Origin of the sequence: Haloarcula japonica DSM 6131 (genome assembly GCF_000336635.1) — an archaeon.
Lineage (GTDB): Archaea > Halobacteriota > Halobacteria > Halobacteriales > Haloarculaceae > Haloarcula > Haloarcula japonica.
This window is the reverse complement of record NZ_AOLY01000006.1, coordinates 26,997-43,032: the sequence shown is the minus strand read 5'-3', so window position 1 is coordinate 43,032 and position 16,036 is coordinate 26,997. Positions and strand designations below refer to the sequence as shown.

Below are 16,036 nucleotides of genomic sequence, written 5' to 3'. Positions count from 1 at the left end.
GCCCGCTCCCTATCGCCAATAGCTCCGTATCGGAATAATATTGGTACAGGTGTTATTCCAGAATCAACTGTCGGTCTGTTCGCTGTCTGTCGTGTAATACGCTGCTGCGTCTGATGTATCGGCCCGTAGTATGGACGCTAATCTGTAATTTAGTTTTCGGCAATGAAATTATTTTTATATCCTCTCCAACTACAGCAGACCAATGCCAGAATCAAAGCAAGAATCTAGTGTCGCCCACTTCAGTGTCACCAATATCGGTGGGATCGACGAGACCTCAGTCGAGATTCCACCGGGCGTGACGGTGCTAACGGGGAAGAACGCCACAAACCGGACGTCGTTTCTGCAGTCTATTATGGCGGCGATGGGGAGTACGCAGGCCACGCTGAAAGGCGACGCCGATGAGGGGAGCGTTGCCCTCACTTACGGGGATGCGGTGTACGAACGGACGCTCACGCGAGCGGGGGACGCTGTTCAGTTTGACGGTGACGGGTACCTTGACGACCCTGCGGTCGCCGATCTGTTCGCGTTCCTCCTCGAAACCAACGAGGCGCGCCGGTCAGTGGCTCGCGGCGACGATCTCCGCGAAATCATCATGCGTCCGGTCGACATCGACGCGATCCGTTCGGAGGTCGAACAGCTGGAAGAGGAGAAAGGCGACATCAACGACGAACTCGCCACCATCGAGTCCCGCCAGCGCGACCTCCCGGACCTCGAACAGCGCCGGACCGAACTCCGCGAGCAGATCGAGGAGAAGCGTGAGGAGCTGGCCGAGCGTGAGGAGGAGATCGACAATAGCAGCCGAGATATCGAGGAGAGCCGTCAGGAACAGGATGTTCTCGAAGAGAAGCTCGACGAGCTCCGCTCGACGCGGTCGGATCTCGAATCCGTCCGGCGTGACATCGAGGCCCAGGAGGAGAGCATCTCCTCGCTGAAACGTGAGCGGTCCGACCTCGAAGACGAACTGGACGACCTGCCGGAGACGCCGATGGGCGACCAGCAGCACCTCGAAGACGAGATCGCGAGCCTGCGCGACCAGCGCCAGCGGCTGAACAGCGAGATATCCGACCTCCAGAGCCTCATCCAGTACAACGAGGAACGGCTCGAAGAGGAAGATTACGACGTCATTCAGTCACTCGAAGACGCGCCCGAAGGCTCTGACGGGGCGGTGACGGAGCAACTCCTCGAAGGTGAGGACGAAGAATCCGTCGTCTGTTGGACGTGTGGCTCGACGGTCGACCGCGAGCAGATCGAAGACACCGTCGACCGCCTGCAGGACCTCCGCCGGCAGAAGGTCGAGGACCTCAACGACATCAAGTCGGAACTCGACGATCTCAAGGCCGACCAGCGCGAGGCCGAAAAGAAGCAGCGTCGCCGCGAGAACGTCGAGCGGAAGATACAGGAAACCGAAACGGAGATCGAACGCCGCGAAGCGCAGATCACTTCACTGAAAGACCGGCGCGAGGAACTGACCGCGGACGTCGAGTCGCTGGAAGACGAGGTCGACAACCTCGAATCCGAGGACTTCGACGAAATCCTCTCGCTACACCGGGAAGCGAACCAGCTCGAGTTCGAGATCGACAGCCTGGAGTCCGACCTCGACGACGTATCCGCCGAGATAGAGGAGATAGAGGAGATGGTCCAGCGGGCCGACGACCTCCGCGAGGAGCGTGACGCGCTGGTCGATGAACTCACCGACAAACGGACGAAGATCGATCAGATAGAGGCGAACGCCGTCGACCAGTTCAACGATCACATGGACGCTATCCTCGGTATTCTGGAGTACGAGAACCTCGAACGCATCTGGATCGAGCGCGTCGAGCAGACTGTCCGCGAAGGGCGCCAGAAGGTCGACCGAACGGTGTTCGAGCTCCACATCGTCCGGACCACCGAGAACGGCGCGGCGTACGAGGACACTATCGAGCACCTCAGCGAGAGTGAGCGCGAAGTGACCGGGCTCATTTTCGCTCTCGCGGGCTATCTGGTGCACGACCTCCACGAGAGTGTTCCGTTCATGCTGCTTGACTCGCTGGAAGCTATCGACTCGGCACGGATCGCCGAACTCGTCGAATACTTCGCCGACTACGCCGAGCATCTCGTCGTCGCCCTTCTGCCGGAGGACGCCCAGGCACTGGACGACGACTTCAACCGCATCACTTCGATCTAACCCCGTAGTCTTTTAGTTCCGGTTACCGTACGTGGGAACAACAGATGGCGAATACGACAGACGGCCGGCCGTCGAGCAAGGTCGCTCGACTCATCGACGAGTACGAACTCGATGGACTCGGTGCGGAGATGGAGGCTCGCTGGACCGGCGACGGCGAGGAGCGCATGAGCCTCCGTGACCTCGCGGAGTTTTTCAACAAACGCCTCCTCGAACGCGCGCTGGTCGATGCTGGCCTGAGCGCGCTTGAAAGCGACGTGGAGTCGACCTACGAGAACCTCACCGGCGACGACATCAGTACCGGTGTGCGGACTGACACCGTCAACCGACTCGAACGCAACGGCGTCGACGTCGACGGCCTCGAAACTGATTTCATCACCTATCAGGCCATCCGGTCGTATCTGAAGGAATGGCGCGGCGCGGAGTATCAGGGGCTATCAGACGACGAGAAGATCGAAAAGGATCTCGAAAGCATTCAGCGGCTCCTGACCCGAACGCTGTCGGTCACTGACCAGCGCATCGAGAAACTGCGGGATACGGGCCGTATCGACATCGAAGATTTCGAGGTATTTCTGGACGCGCAGGTGCTTTGCCAGTCGTGTGGCAGCCAGTACGCCGTCGCGGAGTTCTTCGACCAGGGCGGCTGTGAGTGCCAGCAGGATTGAATCGCCGCTCTGGCGCTATCTGACTGTAGCGAGGGGGACTCACAATACGTTAAATATATCGAAACAACCGAATACGATTGTGTGACGCAACAAAATCAGAATTTCGGTTGCGACAATCGCACACAGAAATGGAACTGTACTGCCGTCCTGGGAATCAGCCGGCGCAGCTGCCTGCTGGGTCACACAGGGCTGAAGACATCGGGGGCCATTTGAACGGACATGGACCCAGCCGAACTCCGGGCGTCGATTCCGGCACTCGAACGGTGTACGTACTTCAACACGGGGGCAAGCGGGCCGACACCGCGCCCTGTGGTCGACGCTGCGACGGCGTTTCTTGAACGGCACGCCTTCGACGCACCCGCCGATGAGGGACCCTATACGGTTGCGTGGGACGCCATTGCGGCCGCCCGCGAGGTCGTCGCCGGCCATATCGGGACCGACGCCGCCAACGTCGCGTTCACCCGTAGCACCGCCGACGGGGTCAACATGGTCGCCGGGGCTATCGACTGGCAGCCCGGCGACGTGGTGGTCCGGACCGACCTCGAACACCCCGCCGGAACGCTTCCTTGGGACCGGCTGGCCGACACCCACGACGTCGAGGTCCGCGTGCTGGAAACCGACGCCGGTCGGCTCGACATGGCCGACGTGAAAGACGCCGTCGCCGACGCCAGACTGGTGTCACTGAGCTCGCTCACCTGGACGCACGGGACCAGACTCCCGGTCGCGGATGTCGTCGACGTGGCCCACGACGCCGGCGCACAGGTACTCGTCGACGCTGTCCAATCCCTCGGCCAACACCCCGTCGATATGACCGAATGGGATGCAGATTTCGTCGCCGCGGCGGGCCACAAGTGGCTGCTGGGCATCTGGGGCGGCGGATTCCTCTACGTCGACCCGGACGCCTACGACCGATTGCATCAGACTCGCATCGGCTACCGCAGCGTCGAAGACCCCGGTGCTGAGGGGTATGACTACTACGAAGGCGCGCGCCGCTTCGAAGTCGGAACCACCTCACCGGTCCCATACGTGGCGCTTGCGAAGGCTATCGAGACGGTTGAGGAGATCGGGCTGGACACGATTCAGACCCGTGTCGAACGGCTGACTGACCGCCTCAAGGACGGTCTCAGCGACCGACTGCTGAGTCCCCGCGACTACGAGTCGGGACTCGTGACGTTCACCGCAGCCGACCCCGAGGCGACCGTCGAGCGACTCGCGGCGGAGGGGACCGTCATCAGGTCACTCCCCCACCCCGAAGCGGTCCGCGCGTCGGTCCACGCGTTCAACACCGCCGACGACATCGACCGCTTGCTCGACGCACTGTAGCGCCGACGGCGCTCCCGAGGCCTCACTGCTCCGCTCCCCCACGCCCGGACTTTCTTGCCCCGGCCGGTCGTTCCGCCTCGTATGGAGACGCGCCCCGTCGTGACGTGCTTCCTGCGCAGCGAAGGCGAGGTGTTGCTGTTGCGCCGGAGCGATGCGGTCGGTTCGTATCAGGGACAGTGGGGCGGGGTCGCGGGATACGTCGACGACGACGCCGGGCGGGACCGGGACCCGGAGACGGCCGCGCGGGCCGAAATAGACGAGGAGACCGGGCTGGCCGACGCGGTCACGCTGGTCCGGCGGGGCGACTCGTTTCAGGCCGCGGACGCCGACCGGAGAATTCAGTGGCGGGTCCACCCGTTTCTGTTCGACTGTGACGCGCGTACAGTCACGACCAACGCGGAGACGACCGAAACCGCGTGGGTCCATCCGCCCGAGATACTGACTCGCGAGACGGTCCCGCGGCTGTGGACCCCGTGGGACCGGGTTCGCCCGCGGATCGTAACGGTTCGAGAGGACCGGACCCACGGCTCGGCGTGGCTCTCGCTCCGGGCCCTGGAGGTGTTGCGCGACGAGGCCGCTCTGGCCGACGCTGGACGGTCTGACGGCCTGGAGGCCGCCGAGCGAGACAGCGACAGCTGGGACGCGCTCGCCGCCGTTGCCGCCGAACTCCGCGAGGCGCGCCCCTCGATGGTTGTCGTCGCCAACCGGATCAACCGAGCGATGGCCGCCGTCACCGGCGAGTCCCCGGCGGCCGTTGAGCGGGCCGCGACCGAGTCGCTGAACCACGCGGTGACCGCGGATCGGGTCGCTGCCGCCGTCGCCGCCGAACACGTCGGGAACCGCCTCGCAACGCTGTCACGTTCCGGGACGGTCCGGGCGGCGGTCGACGCCGCCGCGCCCGAAGCCCTGCTCGTCTCCGAATCCCGGCCCGGCGGTGAAGGCGTCGGCGTCGCCGAGACGTTCGCCGACAGCGCTGCGGTGACGCTGACGACCGATGCGGCCTTCGGCCACGAACTGGCTGTGTGGAACGCCGACACGCTGATCGTCGGAGCTGACCGCGTCCTTCCGGACGGTCGCGTGGTCAACAAGGCCGGCACCTGCTCTGCGGCGCTGTCGGCGGCCGCCGCAGACGTGGACTGCTACGCAGTATGTGCGACGGACAAGATTGCGCCACGCGCTGAGTGGGACCGGGAGGAACGCGACGCTCAAGAGGTGTACGCCGGCGACGACGACATCTTCGTGTCGAACCCGACCTTCGACGTGACGCCGGCGTCGGCAGTGACGGTCGTCACCGAACGCGGTGTGCTACGGGCGGAGGAGATCAATGACATAGCTGACGCCCACCGGGACCGGAGCGAATGGACCGAGCGCCGGTGATATCAGAGACTGGCAGGCACTCGCTTATTGCTCGTCTAACACGACTGGAACGCCGGCTTCGGCCACGTCGGCGGCGAATTCGCGGGAGTCCGCTTCGAGGTTGGAGAAGGTGTTGTAGTGGACTGGCATCACGAGGTCTGGATCGATAGTCGCGGCCAGGGAGGCGGCCTCGTGGCGGTCCATCGTCGCCCGCGGGCCGATGGGCGGACACAGCAGCGAGACTTCAAGTGTCCGGTGACCCGGCAGCACGTCCGAATCTCCCGGATAGAAGGCTCTGGTTCCCTCGACGGCGATCATGAAGCCACAGCCGAACCCCTCCGGATGATACGGCGTGCCGTCGGGCAGCGTATGCCGCCCGTCCGGTTCGTTGTACGCCGGCGTCGACCAGATCGGGACGTCCTTGACCGTCGTTTGCGATTTCATGCCAACCTCGACCACATCGTAGGGCAGCGAGGACAGCGGCGGGAGGTCCCGGTCGCCGACGCGCTCGTCGATACCCTCGTAGGCGACGATAGTCGCATCCTCACTCGCGACACGCTCGATACCGTCCGGGTCGTAGTGATGAACGTGGGTCACACAGACAATATCGCCGTCTTCCGCACGATAGTCGCTGCTCGGTGGATGGCCGATGCCGTCGGTGTGAGGTTCCCACTCGCCGGTGAGCACGCCGTACCGGCCCGGGTCGACGTACACCACCGTTTCGTCGCCGGCGAAGCGGAGCGTAGCGTACCCCAGCCAGTCGACGGTCAGCCCGTCGTGTCGAATGGTCATTGGGTTCCCGTACGCGCTGCACCCTGAATAAGTCCGCTACTCGCCGGCGTCGTCCCCAGTCAGAAGGTATACCTGGCCACTGTTCGTTGGACTTCCCGTGCGAAACTTCCACATCACGACAGTCTGGGGGATTCCGATACGGGTCAACATCTCACTGCTGATTTTCCTGCCGGTACTGGCTTGGATTATCGGTAGCGGGACGCAGATTCAGGTGTACGCGGGCATCGTGAGCGTCCTCTCCGGCGTGACGCTCGATCTCACGGTCCTGACTGCGGGCCAGACGCCGTGGCTTATCGGGACGGTTGCGGCCGTCGGACTGTTCGCCAGCGTCGCCCTCCACGAACTGGGTCACGCCGGTGCGGCGATGCGCTACGGGCTCCGCGTCGAATCGATCACGCTCTGGATTCTCGGCGGCCTCGCCAGCCTCGAATCCATGCCGAAGGAGTGGGACCGGGAGCTCGTCATCGCGCTGGCTGGCCCGGCTGTGAGCATCCTGACTGGGCTCGCCTGCTACGCCGCGCTGTTTGCCCTGCCCGCGAGCGCGCAGGTGACGCTGTTCGTCGTCGGCTGGCTGGCCGTCACGAACCTCTTTCTCGCCGTGTTCAACATGCTGCCGGCGTTCCCGATGGATGGCGGCCGCGTGCTCCGGGCGCTGCTCGCGCGAACGCGGCCCTACGCGACGGCGACCCGTATCGCCGCCCGCATCGGGACCGGGTTCGCCGTGCTGTTCGCCGTCGTCGGCGTCATGTCGTTTAGCCCGATGTTGCTGCTACTTGCGCTGTTCGTCTACGGTGCTGCGTCGAGCGAATCCCGGACCGTCGCGCTGGCAGCGCTGCTTGAGGGGCTGACCGTCGATGACGTGGCCAGCCCGCTCGACGCGACTATCGAGGCCGATGCGAGCGTCGAGGACCTGGTCGACCGGATGTTCGCTGATCGGCGGACAGAGTTCGCGGTCACGCGCGGCGGCGACGTGGTCGGCGTCGTCACCGTCGGCGATTTCAGGGAACTCTCGAAGGCCGAACGCGAAGCCGACACCGTCGCCGACCTGATGGAAGCGGATCTGCCGCGATTCCCTGCGGGGATGGCTGCTTTCGATGCGCTCGTGGAACTCGACACTGCCCGGGCTTCCGCCGCCTTCGTCGACGGGGCCGAGGGGACTCGCATGGTCTCCCGAGAAGACTTCTCCAGCGCGATGGAGATGCAGCGGCTCGTCGGCTCGCCGACACCGTTTTAAACAGCGTTTAATCGCTCGAATATGGCCGCTACCAACTAGAAGGCCCTACCTGAAGCCGGCTGGACAACCTGAGCGAACCGGGTTTTCCGTTTCTGTGCAGAGACGACCGCTCCTGACTGTCGGTACACCCAAGAGGGGGCGACGTCCACTACTCGACAATGCAAACCGGGTTCGTTGAACTGTTCGTCGACCTCGTCGGCACCGACCCGCTGATAAACGGCCTCGTCGGCGGGGTCATCATCGCGATGATGAATCTCTTTGGCGCATCGCTCGTGCTGGTCTGGCGTGACCCCTCGGAGCGGGCGCTGGATACGGCACTGGGCTTCGCCGCTGGCGTGATGCTAGCCGCCGCGTTCACGAGCCTCATCATCCCCGGCATCGAGGAGTACTCGGGTGGGAATCCGATTCCGACGCTCGTCGGTGTCGCACTGGGGGCGTTGTTTCTCGACCGGGCGGACGGACTCGTTCCACACGCACACTACCTGCTGACCGGGAGCCGCCGGTCGGACGCGGCCAACCCCAGCCAGGACCTCTCGGTGGACGAGTCGAAACTGACTGGCGTTATCCTGTTCATCCTCGCGATCACACTGCACAACATCCCTGAAGGGCTGGCCGTCGGCGTCGGCTTCGGCGCGGCCGCGGGCGACCCGCTCCAGATCGGTGGCGCGCTCTCGTTGATGCTCGCTATCGGCATCCAGAACATCCCAGAGGGGCTGGCCGTCTCCGTCGCAGCCATCAACGCGGGGCTGGACCGGCGACTGTATGCCGTCTTCTCCGGGATTCGCTCCGGTGTCGTGGAGATACCGCTTGCGGTGTTTGGCGCTGTCGCCGTCGTGACTGTCGAACCGCTCCTGCCCTATGCGATGGGCTTTGCGGCCGGGGCGATGCTGTTCGTGGTTTCCGACGAGATAATCCCCGAGACGCACCAGCGCGGCTACGAGCGCGTCGCGACGCTCGGTCTGATGGCCGGCGTCATCATCATGCTGTATCTGGATATCGCGCTTGCGGCCTGAGTTCGGCTCAGCAGTTTTACTCCTCGTAGGGCCAGTTCGGGTCGCGGTCGAGGTCCGTCGGCTCTTCGCAGTCCCCGGCCTCGTCGGGGGAACACGCCCCGTGTTCGCGAAAGTTCTCGCGCGCTTCTGTCAGCGACACGTGGTTCGTATCGCTGACGAACTCCGCGTCACCGAACTGGATAGGGTCATCGAGCCAGTGGCACACCGGACACATCTCGTATGACCCGGGTCGGCCCTCCGGGAGTGTCTGGTAGCCACAGCACGGGCAGTAGCCCAACTCCCGTGCGGCTGGATTACCGGGCGTCTCGGTTGACATATTTCGTGGTATGTGTCTTCACACCATAGAATTATCGAATGGCAGCGGCGAATAAATGTCACTGAAAGTTAACTGTCACTCAGACTGCGCGTCCTCGACCTTCCCCGCGTACTCCTCCAGTTCAGCGGCCAGTTCGCGGGCCTGGGCTGCCGAGAGCGTCACCGAGTCGGCGTGTGGCTTCACCGCGTCGAGGTCGGTGTTGTCCATCTCTAGCTGGAGTTCGACGTGGTCCGGGTTCTTTCGCGGCGCGGTCACGTTCAGCACGGCCAGGGCCTCCTCCTCGAAGCCATGGCCCTCTACCTCACCGTCGAGCAGGTCGAAGGTCGTGTACGCGTTGACCTTCATAATGCGGTCGACCATACTCCGTTTTCGCGGGCCGGCGACTTAACGCCGGTTACTCCTCGTCGGTGACGCCCTCGTAGTCGACTCGCTCGGCATCGGTCGCCGCGCGGTCGATAGCCGCATCGAGGTCGAACTCCCTGACGATTTCCCCGTCCCGAATCAGCGGCTCTAACAGGGGTTCGGCGTCTTCCGGCCCATCACGGTCGGCCAGGCCGATGTGATGGCCGCCATCTGCGGTGCGGTACACTGATTTCTTGCCGGTGAGCTTCCCCCGCTTGGCCGCCGGTTCGCCGTCTACTTCGACGATGTCCAGCGCGAAGTCCAACGGATCGGCGTTGGCGACGTAGCTCCCGACTCCGAAGCCGTCGGCCACGTCCCGAAGTTCTCGCAGGGTTGTCGGGGTGAGACCGCCAGAGAGGAACAGGTCCACGTCCTCGTGGCCGTGGGCGTCCAGCGTCCAGCGCACCTCCCGAACGATGTGGCGGAAGTCCCCGCGGCGGGACCCGGTCGTGTCCAGACGGACGCCGGCAAGGTCATCGATGGCCTCCGCCGCGCGGAGCGCCTCGTCGGCCTCGTCGCTGTAGGTATCCGTCAGTGCAATTCGCGGCGTTTTCTCGGGGACAGCGGCGTCGAACGCCCGCCACGCCGCCTCCTGATTCCCGCGGCCGAAGCAGATCATGAGCGCGTGGGGCATCGTCCCGCCGGCCTCGCGGCCAATGACCTCGCCTGCGGCGACGTTCGAGATACCGTCGAGCCCGCCCAGCAGCGCCGACCGCTCGACCATCGCGCCTATCGAGGGGTGGACGTGCCGCGAACCGAAGGACAGCACCGTCGACTCCAGCGCGGCGTACCGGGCCTCTAGCGCCCGCGTCGCGACGCCTGTCGGGTGCGAGAGAAAGCCGAGCAGCGCGGTCTCCAGACGACAGAACTCCCGGTATGGCCCCTCGATTCGCATCACCGGGCCGCCGTCGAACAGTTGGCCTTCGGGGAGCGCATCGACGTCGACGCCACGTCCTTCGAGCAACTCGGCGGCGTCTTTCAGCCCTGCCAGCAGCTTCCACTGGCCCGTCGCGAACTGGTTCGCCGTCACTTCGGCGACCACGTCCGGGTTCTTGCCCGCGTGTTCCAGCGCTTCCATCGTCCGGTCGAAGTAGGCGTCGGTCGCCCGCCCCTCGCGAATCGCCTCTGGTGAGACGATGTCGAACTCCTCGGTCATTGTCCTGTGTTCGGCCGGGCGAGGGAAAAAGCGGTCCGGTCGGCGGTCACAAGCGATCACTGCCAGCGCCCGTCGCCGCTGAAGCGGTGGGGACCTCGTAACGCTTTCCACGCCGTAATCGGTACCCGTCGAACGTGCTCAGTCCCCGCCGCTCCGTCGCCCTCCTGCTCGCGCTCGCGTTGCTCGCCTCCGGGACCGTCCTCGGTGTTTCGCAGTACTCGACGGCTACCGGCTACGCCGCGACGGCGGGCACGGTCGAGAGCGTACAGATGGACAGTTACACCGAGATCAGTCGACCCACGCTGGGCGGCAATCGGTACTTCCGGCCGAACGTCACCTACACATACCGCATTGAGGGGCGGACCTACACCGGCCATGACATCGCGTTCGGCACCGACACAGACACGAACCAGCGGGACCGCGCCGCGCGTGTGCTGTCGAACTACGACGATGGCTCGTCGGTCACCGTCCGCTACGACCCGGACGCCCCCGGCGACGCCTATCTCGTCCAGCGCTTCGACTTCTTCCCCGCCGGAGTCCTGATCGCGCTCGGGCTGTTGCTGCTCGGCGACGCGCTGACGCCACGAACGCGGTGGCTCCGGCTCGTCCTGTCGAAGATTCCGCTAAACCAGACCGAACGGGCCCCGTTCTCCACACCCGACACCGACAACGGGGTTCCCGATGACCCGACGCAGATTCTCGACCGCGGCGACGCCACAGTCGGCGAATCAGAGGGTAGCGACTCGGACCCAGATGCGCCAGTCGGTGGCCGCTGGGCAATCGTCCTCTGGATGCTCTGTAGCCTCGCCGCGCTCGGAACCGTCGGCGTCTACCTCGTCGTCTCGAAACCGCCGCACGACCCAATCGCCTACGCGACGGTTGCCGTCACCGTCATTGGGTTCGGACGGTTTGGGTACCGCCGCTTCGTCTGACGCCCGCTCACGTTTCGGCCCGGTGAACCTTGTTCAGGTCGCTCACTGTCGGTCCGTTGACGATGCGGACGGTCTTCCCCGCCCGGACCACGCGGAACGCGTCGTTGAACTGGTCGTCTGCTGGGACGACGTAGACGTTACTGCGGGGCTGGCTGGCGTCGTGTTCTTCGGTCAGCGCCGCCCGGTAGGCCTGTTCGAACTCCCTCGCGTCTTTTTCGGTGTCCCAGCGAGTCTCCCAGACGTAGCCGTACCCGCCCGAGCCGTTGCGGTAGGGCACGACGAGGTCACCGCCCCAGCCGGCCGAGATTTCGCTCTCGTAGCTGTAGCGGTCGCCCTCCGTCTGTCCGTTGTGGTACATCATCGCGTAAATCGAGGTCTCCCCGACCGTATCGCCGACCGGGTCGTGGTCGAAGCGGCTCCACTCGTCGGTCGAGCGGTCGGTGACGCTGACGTTTACGGGCTTTTCGTTGGGATATTTCTCCGAGTGAAGCACCTGCTCGGTGCTGTCGGGGAAATCGTCGTGTAGCGCGTCAACAGCGTCCCAGCCACCGTCCGAGCGCATCTGGTCGACGAACCGCGGCCCGGTGACGTAGGGCTGGTAGAGAACGGTGAATAAGCCCTCGTTGTAGCTCGGTTCCTGGCTGTCGCCGTCTCCGTCACCGCTGCTTCCCCCGTCGTCACTGGTCCGGTCTGGGAGCGCGATACAGCCCCAGCCGTCACCACAGCGTCGCTCGTAGAGGACGCGGACGTAGTTGGCCTCGCCCTCGGTGACACCCTGCCGGGACAGTTGCGTGTCCTGGGTCTTCGCGGAACCGTTCAGTCCGAAGTGCTGGTCCTGCAGGGCGTGGACCAGTTCGTGTGACAGCGTGCGCCGGTCGATCTGTGGCGTTTCCGTCGGGCTGACGATGACGATCTCGTCCTGACTCGGCGAGTAGTAGCCCTGGACTGTCGTCGAGAGCGTATCGTCGATTTCGTCGCTGCTGCCGGAATCCTCGCCGATGAGCAGGAGTGATTCCCACACCTGATCGTTCCAGGGGTCCTGTGGCCGGCCGCTACCGCCGCCGTTGTTGCTACCTGAGCGGTTCTGGTACTCGGCTCGAGAGATGACCGAAACCGGGACAGACTCTTTGAACTCCAAATCGCGGACCTGCTCGACGCGAGCCATCGTCCGGGCGACGACGGCTGCTCGCTCCGTCTCGTTCAATCCATCGTCGGTCGTCACCGACACCGAGTCGTCGTACCAGTAGCCGTTCTCGTAGCCGATGGCGTCTTCGCCGGTCGGCGTCTCGGGGTGATCATTGCCGCCGAAGGAGGGGACCGTACAGCCCGCCAAGACGACCGCCAGCGCAATGAGCAGTTCCTTACGCATCGTGAACCTCGCTCAGTTCGTCGGCCGTCGGTGCGTTCACGACAGTGACGGTCTGCCCGTCAACCTTGACCGAAACCGCGTCGGTGTAGGGACTGTCTTCCGCAATAACCCAGTGGCCCTCTGCGGTTCGAGTGCCGCCCCAGTGAGCGATGACTGCCGCCCAGGCGTCGGCGAACTCGCGGGCGTCGGCCTCGCTGTCCCAGGTCGTTTTCCAGACGTACGCCGTCTCCTCGCCGTTGTCGTAGACGTGCATCCGGCCGCCCGCCCAGCCGTCGGTGGCGGGCAGGTCGTAGTTGTACGGGTCGTCGCTGTCCAGCGACCCGTCCTCGTAGTTGATGACATCCCGCGTCTGGACGACGCTCGACTCGTTGTAGTCGTCGGCGATGGTGTACGCCATCGATCCAGCAATGGCTGACGGGCCGACGACGGCGTAGTCGGGGCGGTCGCGGTCAGTCGAAGGTCTGACCCGCTCCCAGTCGTCGCTGGACCGGTCCGCAAGCGAGACTGGCTCCGGTTCCCACTCGGGGTAGCGCTCGGGGTAGGTCACTTCGGCGGCCCCGTCAGGATAGTCGTCGTAGGCGTCATTGACGGCGCTCCAGCCGCCACGTTCTCGGAGATCCCCGATCAGGCCGGGCCCGTCGCTGTAGGGGAAATACTGCATGAAGTTGATACCGAAGTGGCGGTCACCGCCGCCACCGCCGCTCCGGGAAGGCCTGTCGATACAGCGCCATTCCTCGCCACAGCGGTCGGTGTAGGTCTGGGTGACAGCAACGGCATCGCCTTCGACCATGCCGTTCCGACCTTGTACCTGATCCCGCGTCCGCGCGTCACTTTCGAGGCCGAAGTGCTGGTCCTGCAGTGCGTGGACGAGTTCGTGGGCCAGCGTTCCCCGGCTAATCGTCGGCGTCTCCGACTCGCTGACGATGACGATCTCACCGCGCTGGCTGCTGTAGTAGCCCAGCACGCTCTCCCCGCGGTTGCTGTTCTGGACGGCGATGGAGTCGCGGTCCTCGCCGATGAAAAACAGCGCCTCGAACTTCGCGTTGTCAAACCGACGCAGCGAATCGCCGGTCTCGCCGCCGCCCGTGTTGTTGCGGTACTCGGCTCGCGAGACGACTGAGACCGGTACTGTCTCCTCGAATTCCAGCCCGCGAATCCGCTCGACGCGGGCCATCGTCCGAGCGACGACGGCATCCCGCTCCGTCTCGTTCAGTCCGTCCTCGGTCGTTACTGACAGCGATTCGTTGTACCAGTAGCCGTTCTCGTAGCCCAGCCGGTCCGTCGCGGGCGCTCCCGGGGCGGAGTCGTTGCTCCCGTAGTCGGTCGCGGGTTCGCTCGGCGTCATATCGGCGTTGCGTGACTCCGTCTGGTCGGGCGACGCGCTGGGTGCCTGACAGCCCGCAAGTAACAGCACACCGGCACAGAGAACAACGAGGGCGAAAGGGCGGCGCATCTACCTTCACGGTAGGTTACCACAGTGAAAAGTCACACGCTCATCGTGAGCGTATTCGTCGGCCAGAAGAATTTTTCACGTCTGCTTGTGCCGCCCGGTCCCCACCTTCGGAGTAACTTTCGTAGTCGCGCCCTGCCAAGGTTCCCGTATGGAACTCGACCCAGCACAGACCGCTCTGGTCGTCGTCGATATGCAGAACGGCTTCTGTCACCCCGACGGAAGCCTCTACGCACCGGACAGCGAAGCAGCCATCAAGCCCTGCGCTGAACTGGTCGACCGCGCCCGTGAGGCCGGTGCGAAGGTCGTGTTTACCCGCGACGTGCATCCGCCCGACCAGTTCGAGGACACCCACTACTACGACGAGTTCGATCGGTGGGGCGAACACGTCGTCGAGGATTCGTGGGAAGCCGAACTCGTCGAGGAACTCGATCCGCAGGACGAGGACCTCGTCGTCGTCAAGCACACCTACGACGCCTTCTACCAGACGGAACTGGAGGGGTGGCTCGACGCCCACGGCATCAAGGACCTGGCTATCTGTGGTACGCTCGCGAACGTCTGTGTCCTCCACACTGCCTCTAGCGCCGGCCTTCGGGACTTCCGCCCGGTCCTCGTCGAGGACGCCGTCGGCTACATCGAAGACGAGCACCGAGAATATGCACTGGACCACGCCGACTGGCTGTTCGGCGAACTGACTGACCGCGACGACCTCACGTTCGCCTGACGGATGGGCGAGGATCCGGCCGACGAACAGGCGAAACAGGCCCACGCCGACCGCTACGGGGAGTCACAGCTACGTGGCGTCGTCGACGGCCGCGGCCCGCTCGATGGTTACCTGTACCTCGTCGCCGACGGCGAGGTCGATGCCCTCGCCAACGAGCTTCGCGCCGAAGCGCTCGCGGCCACAGAACAGTGCGATACCCGTTATCGGTTCACCGTTCACCAGTACGGTCAGGTCATCCCATGCGACCGTGCGGCCGTCGGCTGTCCCGACACGCGTTCCGGTGATAGCGGCAGCCGCTGTCCGGTCACCGGACAGCAATCCACCGCCCGAGTAGTGAGGGAGACCGCCGTCGAGAACGCCCGAGTCGTCGCTGTCGACAGCGTTGGCGATGCCGACGAAGGATTCACCGGGTGCCGGATGCGCAGGTTCGTCGAGTCGGACCCACGTTTCGCCGCCGGCGACGACAGTACCAGTCCCGTCCCAGGGCAGCGGCGTCACGTCGACGGCCACGTCGACCGGCAGCGACCCCGATGCCCGATAGGGGTTCGCGTCGGGGTCCCGGAAGCCGAGGTGGATGTGGTTCGGAACCCACGGTGCGAAAAATCCTGCCCGGACCAGCGCTCCGAGGTCGTCGCCAACGGCGACCGTTTCGCCGGCCTCGACAGCGGGGTCGACGTGTAGTAGCCGCGCCACAGTATCGCCGGTATCGATCAGGATGAGGTGGTCGTGCTCGGCGGCGTAGGCCTTTGGTGGAGCCTGAACCGTCTTCGTGTCCAACACCTCGCCGGCGACCGGTGACGGCGCACGCTCGCCGTCGGGATAGAGGTCGATGGCACACCCCTCGTCGTGGGCGTCAAACGGCGAGTTGTACAGAGAGAACCGGTAGTACTGGAAGAGCACGTCCCGCGGTATCGTGACAGCCATCGGCGGCGATTAGGGGTGTACCGGTATGGCTCTGTCGTCCAAGGGTTCAAAACCCATGCTGAGGCCACGGCTTTGTGTGCGCTGACGACGACCGCGGCGGGGGCAGCGGGTGCGCGACACGTCCCGCCGCGACGGCCGTGTGTCGCCTGTTCGCTATCCACCACTGAGAGGGATCTGTCCGCTGAACTGGCGGACCGTTTTAACCAGAGAGTCCGTACG

15 protein-coding genes are annotated in these 16,036 nt (G+C 64.7%); 8 read left to right on the top strand and 7 right to left on the bottom strand.

Annotation, left to right across the window (positions count from 1 at the left end):
- The first annotated feature begins 202 nt into the window (after positions 1 to 202).
- From C444_RS02870 to C444_RS02855, 4 genes are all read left to right on the top strand, one after another.
- Positions 203 to 2,164, top strand: a complete 1,962-nt coding sequence (locus C444_RS02870) for an archaea-specific SMC-related protein (protein WP_004590826.1) — start codon at positions 203 to 205, stop codon at positions 2,162 to 2,164.
- 44 nt (positions 2,165 to 2,208) lie between these two features.
- Positions 2,209 to 2,826, top strand: coding sequence for a rod-determining factor RdfA (gene rdfA / locus C444_RS02865; protein WP_004590825.1), 618 nt, complete (start codon positions 2,209 to 2,211; stop codon positions 2,824 to 2,826).
- 219 nt (positions 2,827 to 3,045) lie between these two features.
- Positions 3,046 to 4,149, top strand: a complete 1,104-nt coding sequence (locus C444_RS02860) for an aminotransferase class V-fold PLP-dependent enzyme (protein ID WP_004590824.1) — start codon at positions 3,046 to 3,048, stop codon at positions 4,147 to 4,149.
- 81 nt (positions 4,150 to 4,230) lie between these two features.
- A complete protein-coding gene (locus C444_RS02855) occupies positions 4,231 to 5,526 on the top strand; it encodes an NUDIX domain-containing protein (protein WP_004590823.1) in 1,296 nt (431 codons plus the stop codon).
- Positions 5,527 to 5,550: 24 nt separating this feature from the next.
- Here C444_RS02855 and C444_RS02850 read toward each other — a convergent pair whose 3' ends face one another.
- Positions 5,551 to 6,297: an MBL fold metallo-hydrolase gene (locus tag C444_RS02850; protein ID WP_004590822.1), complete on the bottom strand. Its 747-nt coding sequence runs from the start codon at positions 6,295 to 6,297 to the stop codon at positions 5,551 to 5,553.
- Between the two features lie 97 nt (positions 6,298 to 6,394).
- Between C444_RS02850 and C444_RS02845 the strand changes: the two genes are divergently transcribed.
- Together C444_RS02845 and C444_RS02840 are read left to right on the top strand one after the other, a co-directional pair.
- Positions 6,395 to 7,531 carry a site-2 protease family protein gene (locus C444_RS02845; protein WP_004590821.1) on the top strand — a complete coding sequence of 379 codons (1,137 nt, stop codon included), beginning with the start codon at positions 6,395 to 6,397 and terminating at the stop codon, positions 7,529 to 7,531.
- A gap of 158 nt (positions 7,532 to 7,689) precedes the next feature.
- Positions 7,690 to 8,544 carry a ZIP family metal transporter gene (locus C444_RS02840; protein WP_004590820.1) on the top strand — a complete coding sequence of 285 codons (855 nt, stop codon included), beginning with the start codon at positions 7,690 to 7,692 and terminating at the stop codon, positions 8,542 to 8,544.
- Positions 8,545 to 8,560: 16 nt separating this feature from the next.
- Here the strand turns inward: C444_RS02840 and C444_RS02835 are convergent, their stop codons facing one another.
- The 3 genes from C444_RS02835 to C444_RS02825 form a co-directional block, all read right to left on the bottom strand.
- Positions 8,561 to 8,860, bottom strand: a complete 300-nt coding sequence (locus C444_RS02835; protein WP_004590819.1) for a CPCC family cysteine-rich protein — start codon at positions 8,858 to 8,860, stop codon at positions 8,561 to 8,563.
- A gap of 75 nt (positions 8,861 to 8,935) precedes the next feature.
- Positions 8,936 to 9,220, bottom strand: a complete 285-nt coding sequence (locus tag C444_RS02830; protein ID WP_004590818.1) for a DUF6360 family protein — start codon at positions 9,218 to 9,220, stop codon at positions 8,936 to 8,938.
- A gap of 34 nt (positions 9,221 to 9,254) precedes the next feature.
- Positions 9,255 to 10,418, bottom strand: coding sequence for a nicotinate phosphoribosyltransferase (locus tag C444_RS02825; protein ID WP_004590817.1), 1,164 nt, complete (start codon positions 10,416 to 10,418; stop codon positions 9,255 to 9,257).
- 134 nt (positions 10,419 to 10,552) lie between these two features.
- Between C444_RS02825 and C444_RS02820 the strand changes: the two genes are divergently transcribed.
- Entirely contained in the window at positions 10,553 to 11,350 is a 798-nt protein-coding gene (locus C444_RS02820; protein ID WP_004590816.1) for a DUF3592 domain-containing protein, read from the top strand.
- A 7-nt stretch (positions 11,351 to 11,357) separates the two neighbouring features.
- On the opposite strand, the gene C444_RS02815 is transcribed toward C444_RS02820, so the two are convergent.
- Both C444_RS02815 and C444_RS02810 read right to left on the bottom strand, forming a co-directional pair.
- Positions 11,358 to 12,719 (bottom strand): Hvo_1808 family surface protein, encoded by a 1,362-nt coding sequence (locus tag C444_RS02815; RefSeq protein WP_004590815.1) that lies wholly within the window; start codon positions 12,717 to 12,719, stop codon positions 11,358 to 11,360.
- Positions 12,712 to 14,172 carry an Hvo_1808 family surface protein gene (locus tag C444_RS02810; RefSeq protein ID WP_004590814.1) on the bottom strand — a complete coding sequence of 487 codons (1,461 nt, stop codon included), beginning with the start codon at positions 14,170 to 14,172 and terminating at the stop codon, positions 12,712 to 12,714. Before C444_RS02810 ends, C444_RS02815 begins: the two co-directional genes overlap by 8 nt.
- Positions 14,173 to 14,320: 148 nt before the next feature.
- Between C444_RS02810 and C444_RS02805 the strand changes: the two genes are divergently transcribed.
- Entirely contained in the window at positions 14,321 to 14,893 is a 573-nt protein-coding gene (locus tag C444_RS02805; protein ID WP_004590813.1) for a cysteine hydrolase family protein, read from the top strand.
- Between the two features lie 69 nt (positions 14,894 to 14,962).
- Here C444_RS02805 and C444_RS02800 read toward each other — a convergent pair whose 3' ends face one another.
- Complete coding sequence (locus C444_RS02800) at positions 14,963 to 15,817, bottom strand: hypothetical protein (protein ID WP_004590812.1); 855 nt, start codon at positions 15,815 to 15,817, stop codon at positions 14,963 to 14,965.
- Between the last annotated feature and the right edge of the window lie 219 nt (positions 15,818 to 16,036).

Excerpts from the sequence above, each read along its gene's own strand:
- rdfA (WP_004590825.1), top strand. The coding sequence starts at position 2,209 with ATGGCGAATACGACAGACGGCCGGCCGTCGAGCAAGGTCGCTCGACTC.
- C444_RS02830 (WP_004590818.1), bottom strand. The coding sequence starts at position 9,220 with ATGGTCGACCGCATTATGAAGGTCAACGCGTACACGACCTTCGACCTG.
- C444_RS02840 (WP_004590820.1), top strand. The coding sequence starts at position 7,690 with ATGCAAACCGGGTTCGTTGAACTGTTCGTCGACCTCGTCGGCACCGAC.
- C444_RS02860 (WP_004590824.1), top strand. The coding sequence starts at position 3,046 with ATGGACCCAGCCGAACTCCGGGCGTCGATTCCGGCACTCGAACGGTGT.
- C444_RS02815 (WP_004590815.1), bottom strand. The coding sequence starts at position 12,719 with ATGCGTAAGGAACTGCTCATTGCGCTGGCGGTCGTCTTGGCGGGCTGT.
- C444_RS02855 (WP_004590823.1), top strand. The coding sequence starts at position 4,231 with ATGGAGACGCGCCCCGTCGTGACGTGCTTCCTGCGCAGCGAAGGCGAG.
- C444_RS02805 (WP_004590813.1), top strand. The coding sequence starts at position 14,321 with ATGGAACTCGACCCAGCACAGACCGCTCTGGTCGTCGTCGATATGCAG.
- C444_RS02825 (WP_004590817.1), bottom strand. The coding sequence starts at position 10,418 with ATGACCGAGGAGTTCGACATCGTCTCACCAGAGGCGATTCGCGAGGGG.
- C444_RS02850 (WP_004590822.1), bottom strand. The coding sequence starts at position 6,297 with ATGACCATTCGACACGACGGGCTGACCGTCGACTGGCTGGGGTACGCT.
- C444_RS02800 (WP_004590812.1), bottom strand. The coding sequence starts at position 15,817 with ATGGCTGTCACGATACCGCGGGACGTGCTCTTCCAGTACTACCGGTTC.
- C444_RS02810 (WP_004590814.1), bottom strand. The coding sequence starts at position 14,172 with ATGCGCCGCCCTTTCGCCCTCGTTGTTCTCTGTGCCGGTGTGCTGTTA.
- C444_RS02835 (WP_004590819.1), bottom strand. The coding sequence starts at position 8,860 with ATGTCAACCGAGACGCCCGGTAATCCAGCCGCACGGGAGTTGGGCTAC.
- C444_RS02870 (WP_004590826.1), top strand. The coding sequence starts at position 203 with ATGCCAGAATCAAAGCAAGAATCTAGTGTCGCCCACTTCAGTGTCACC.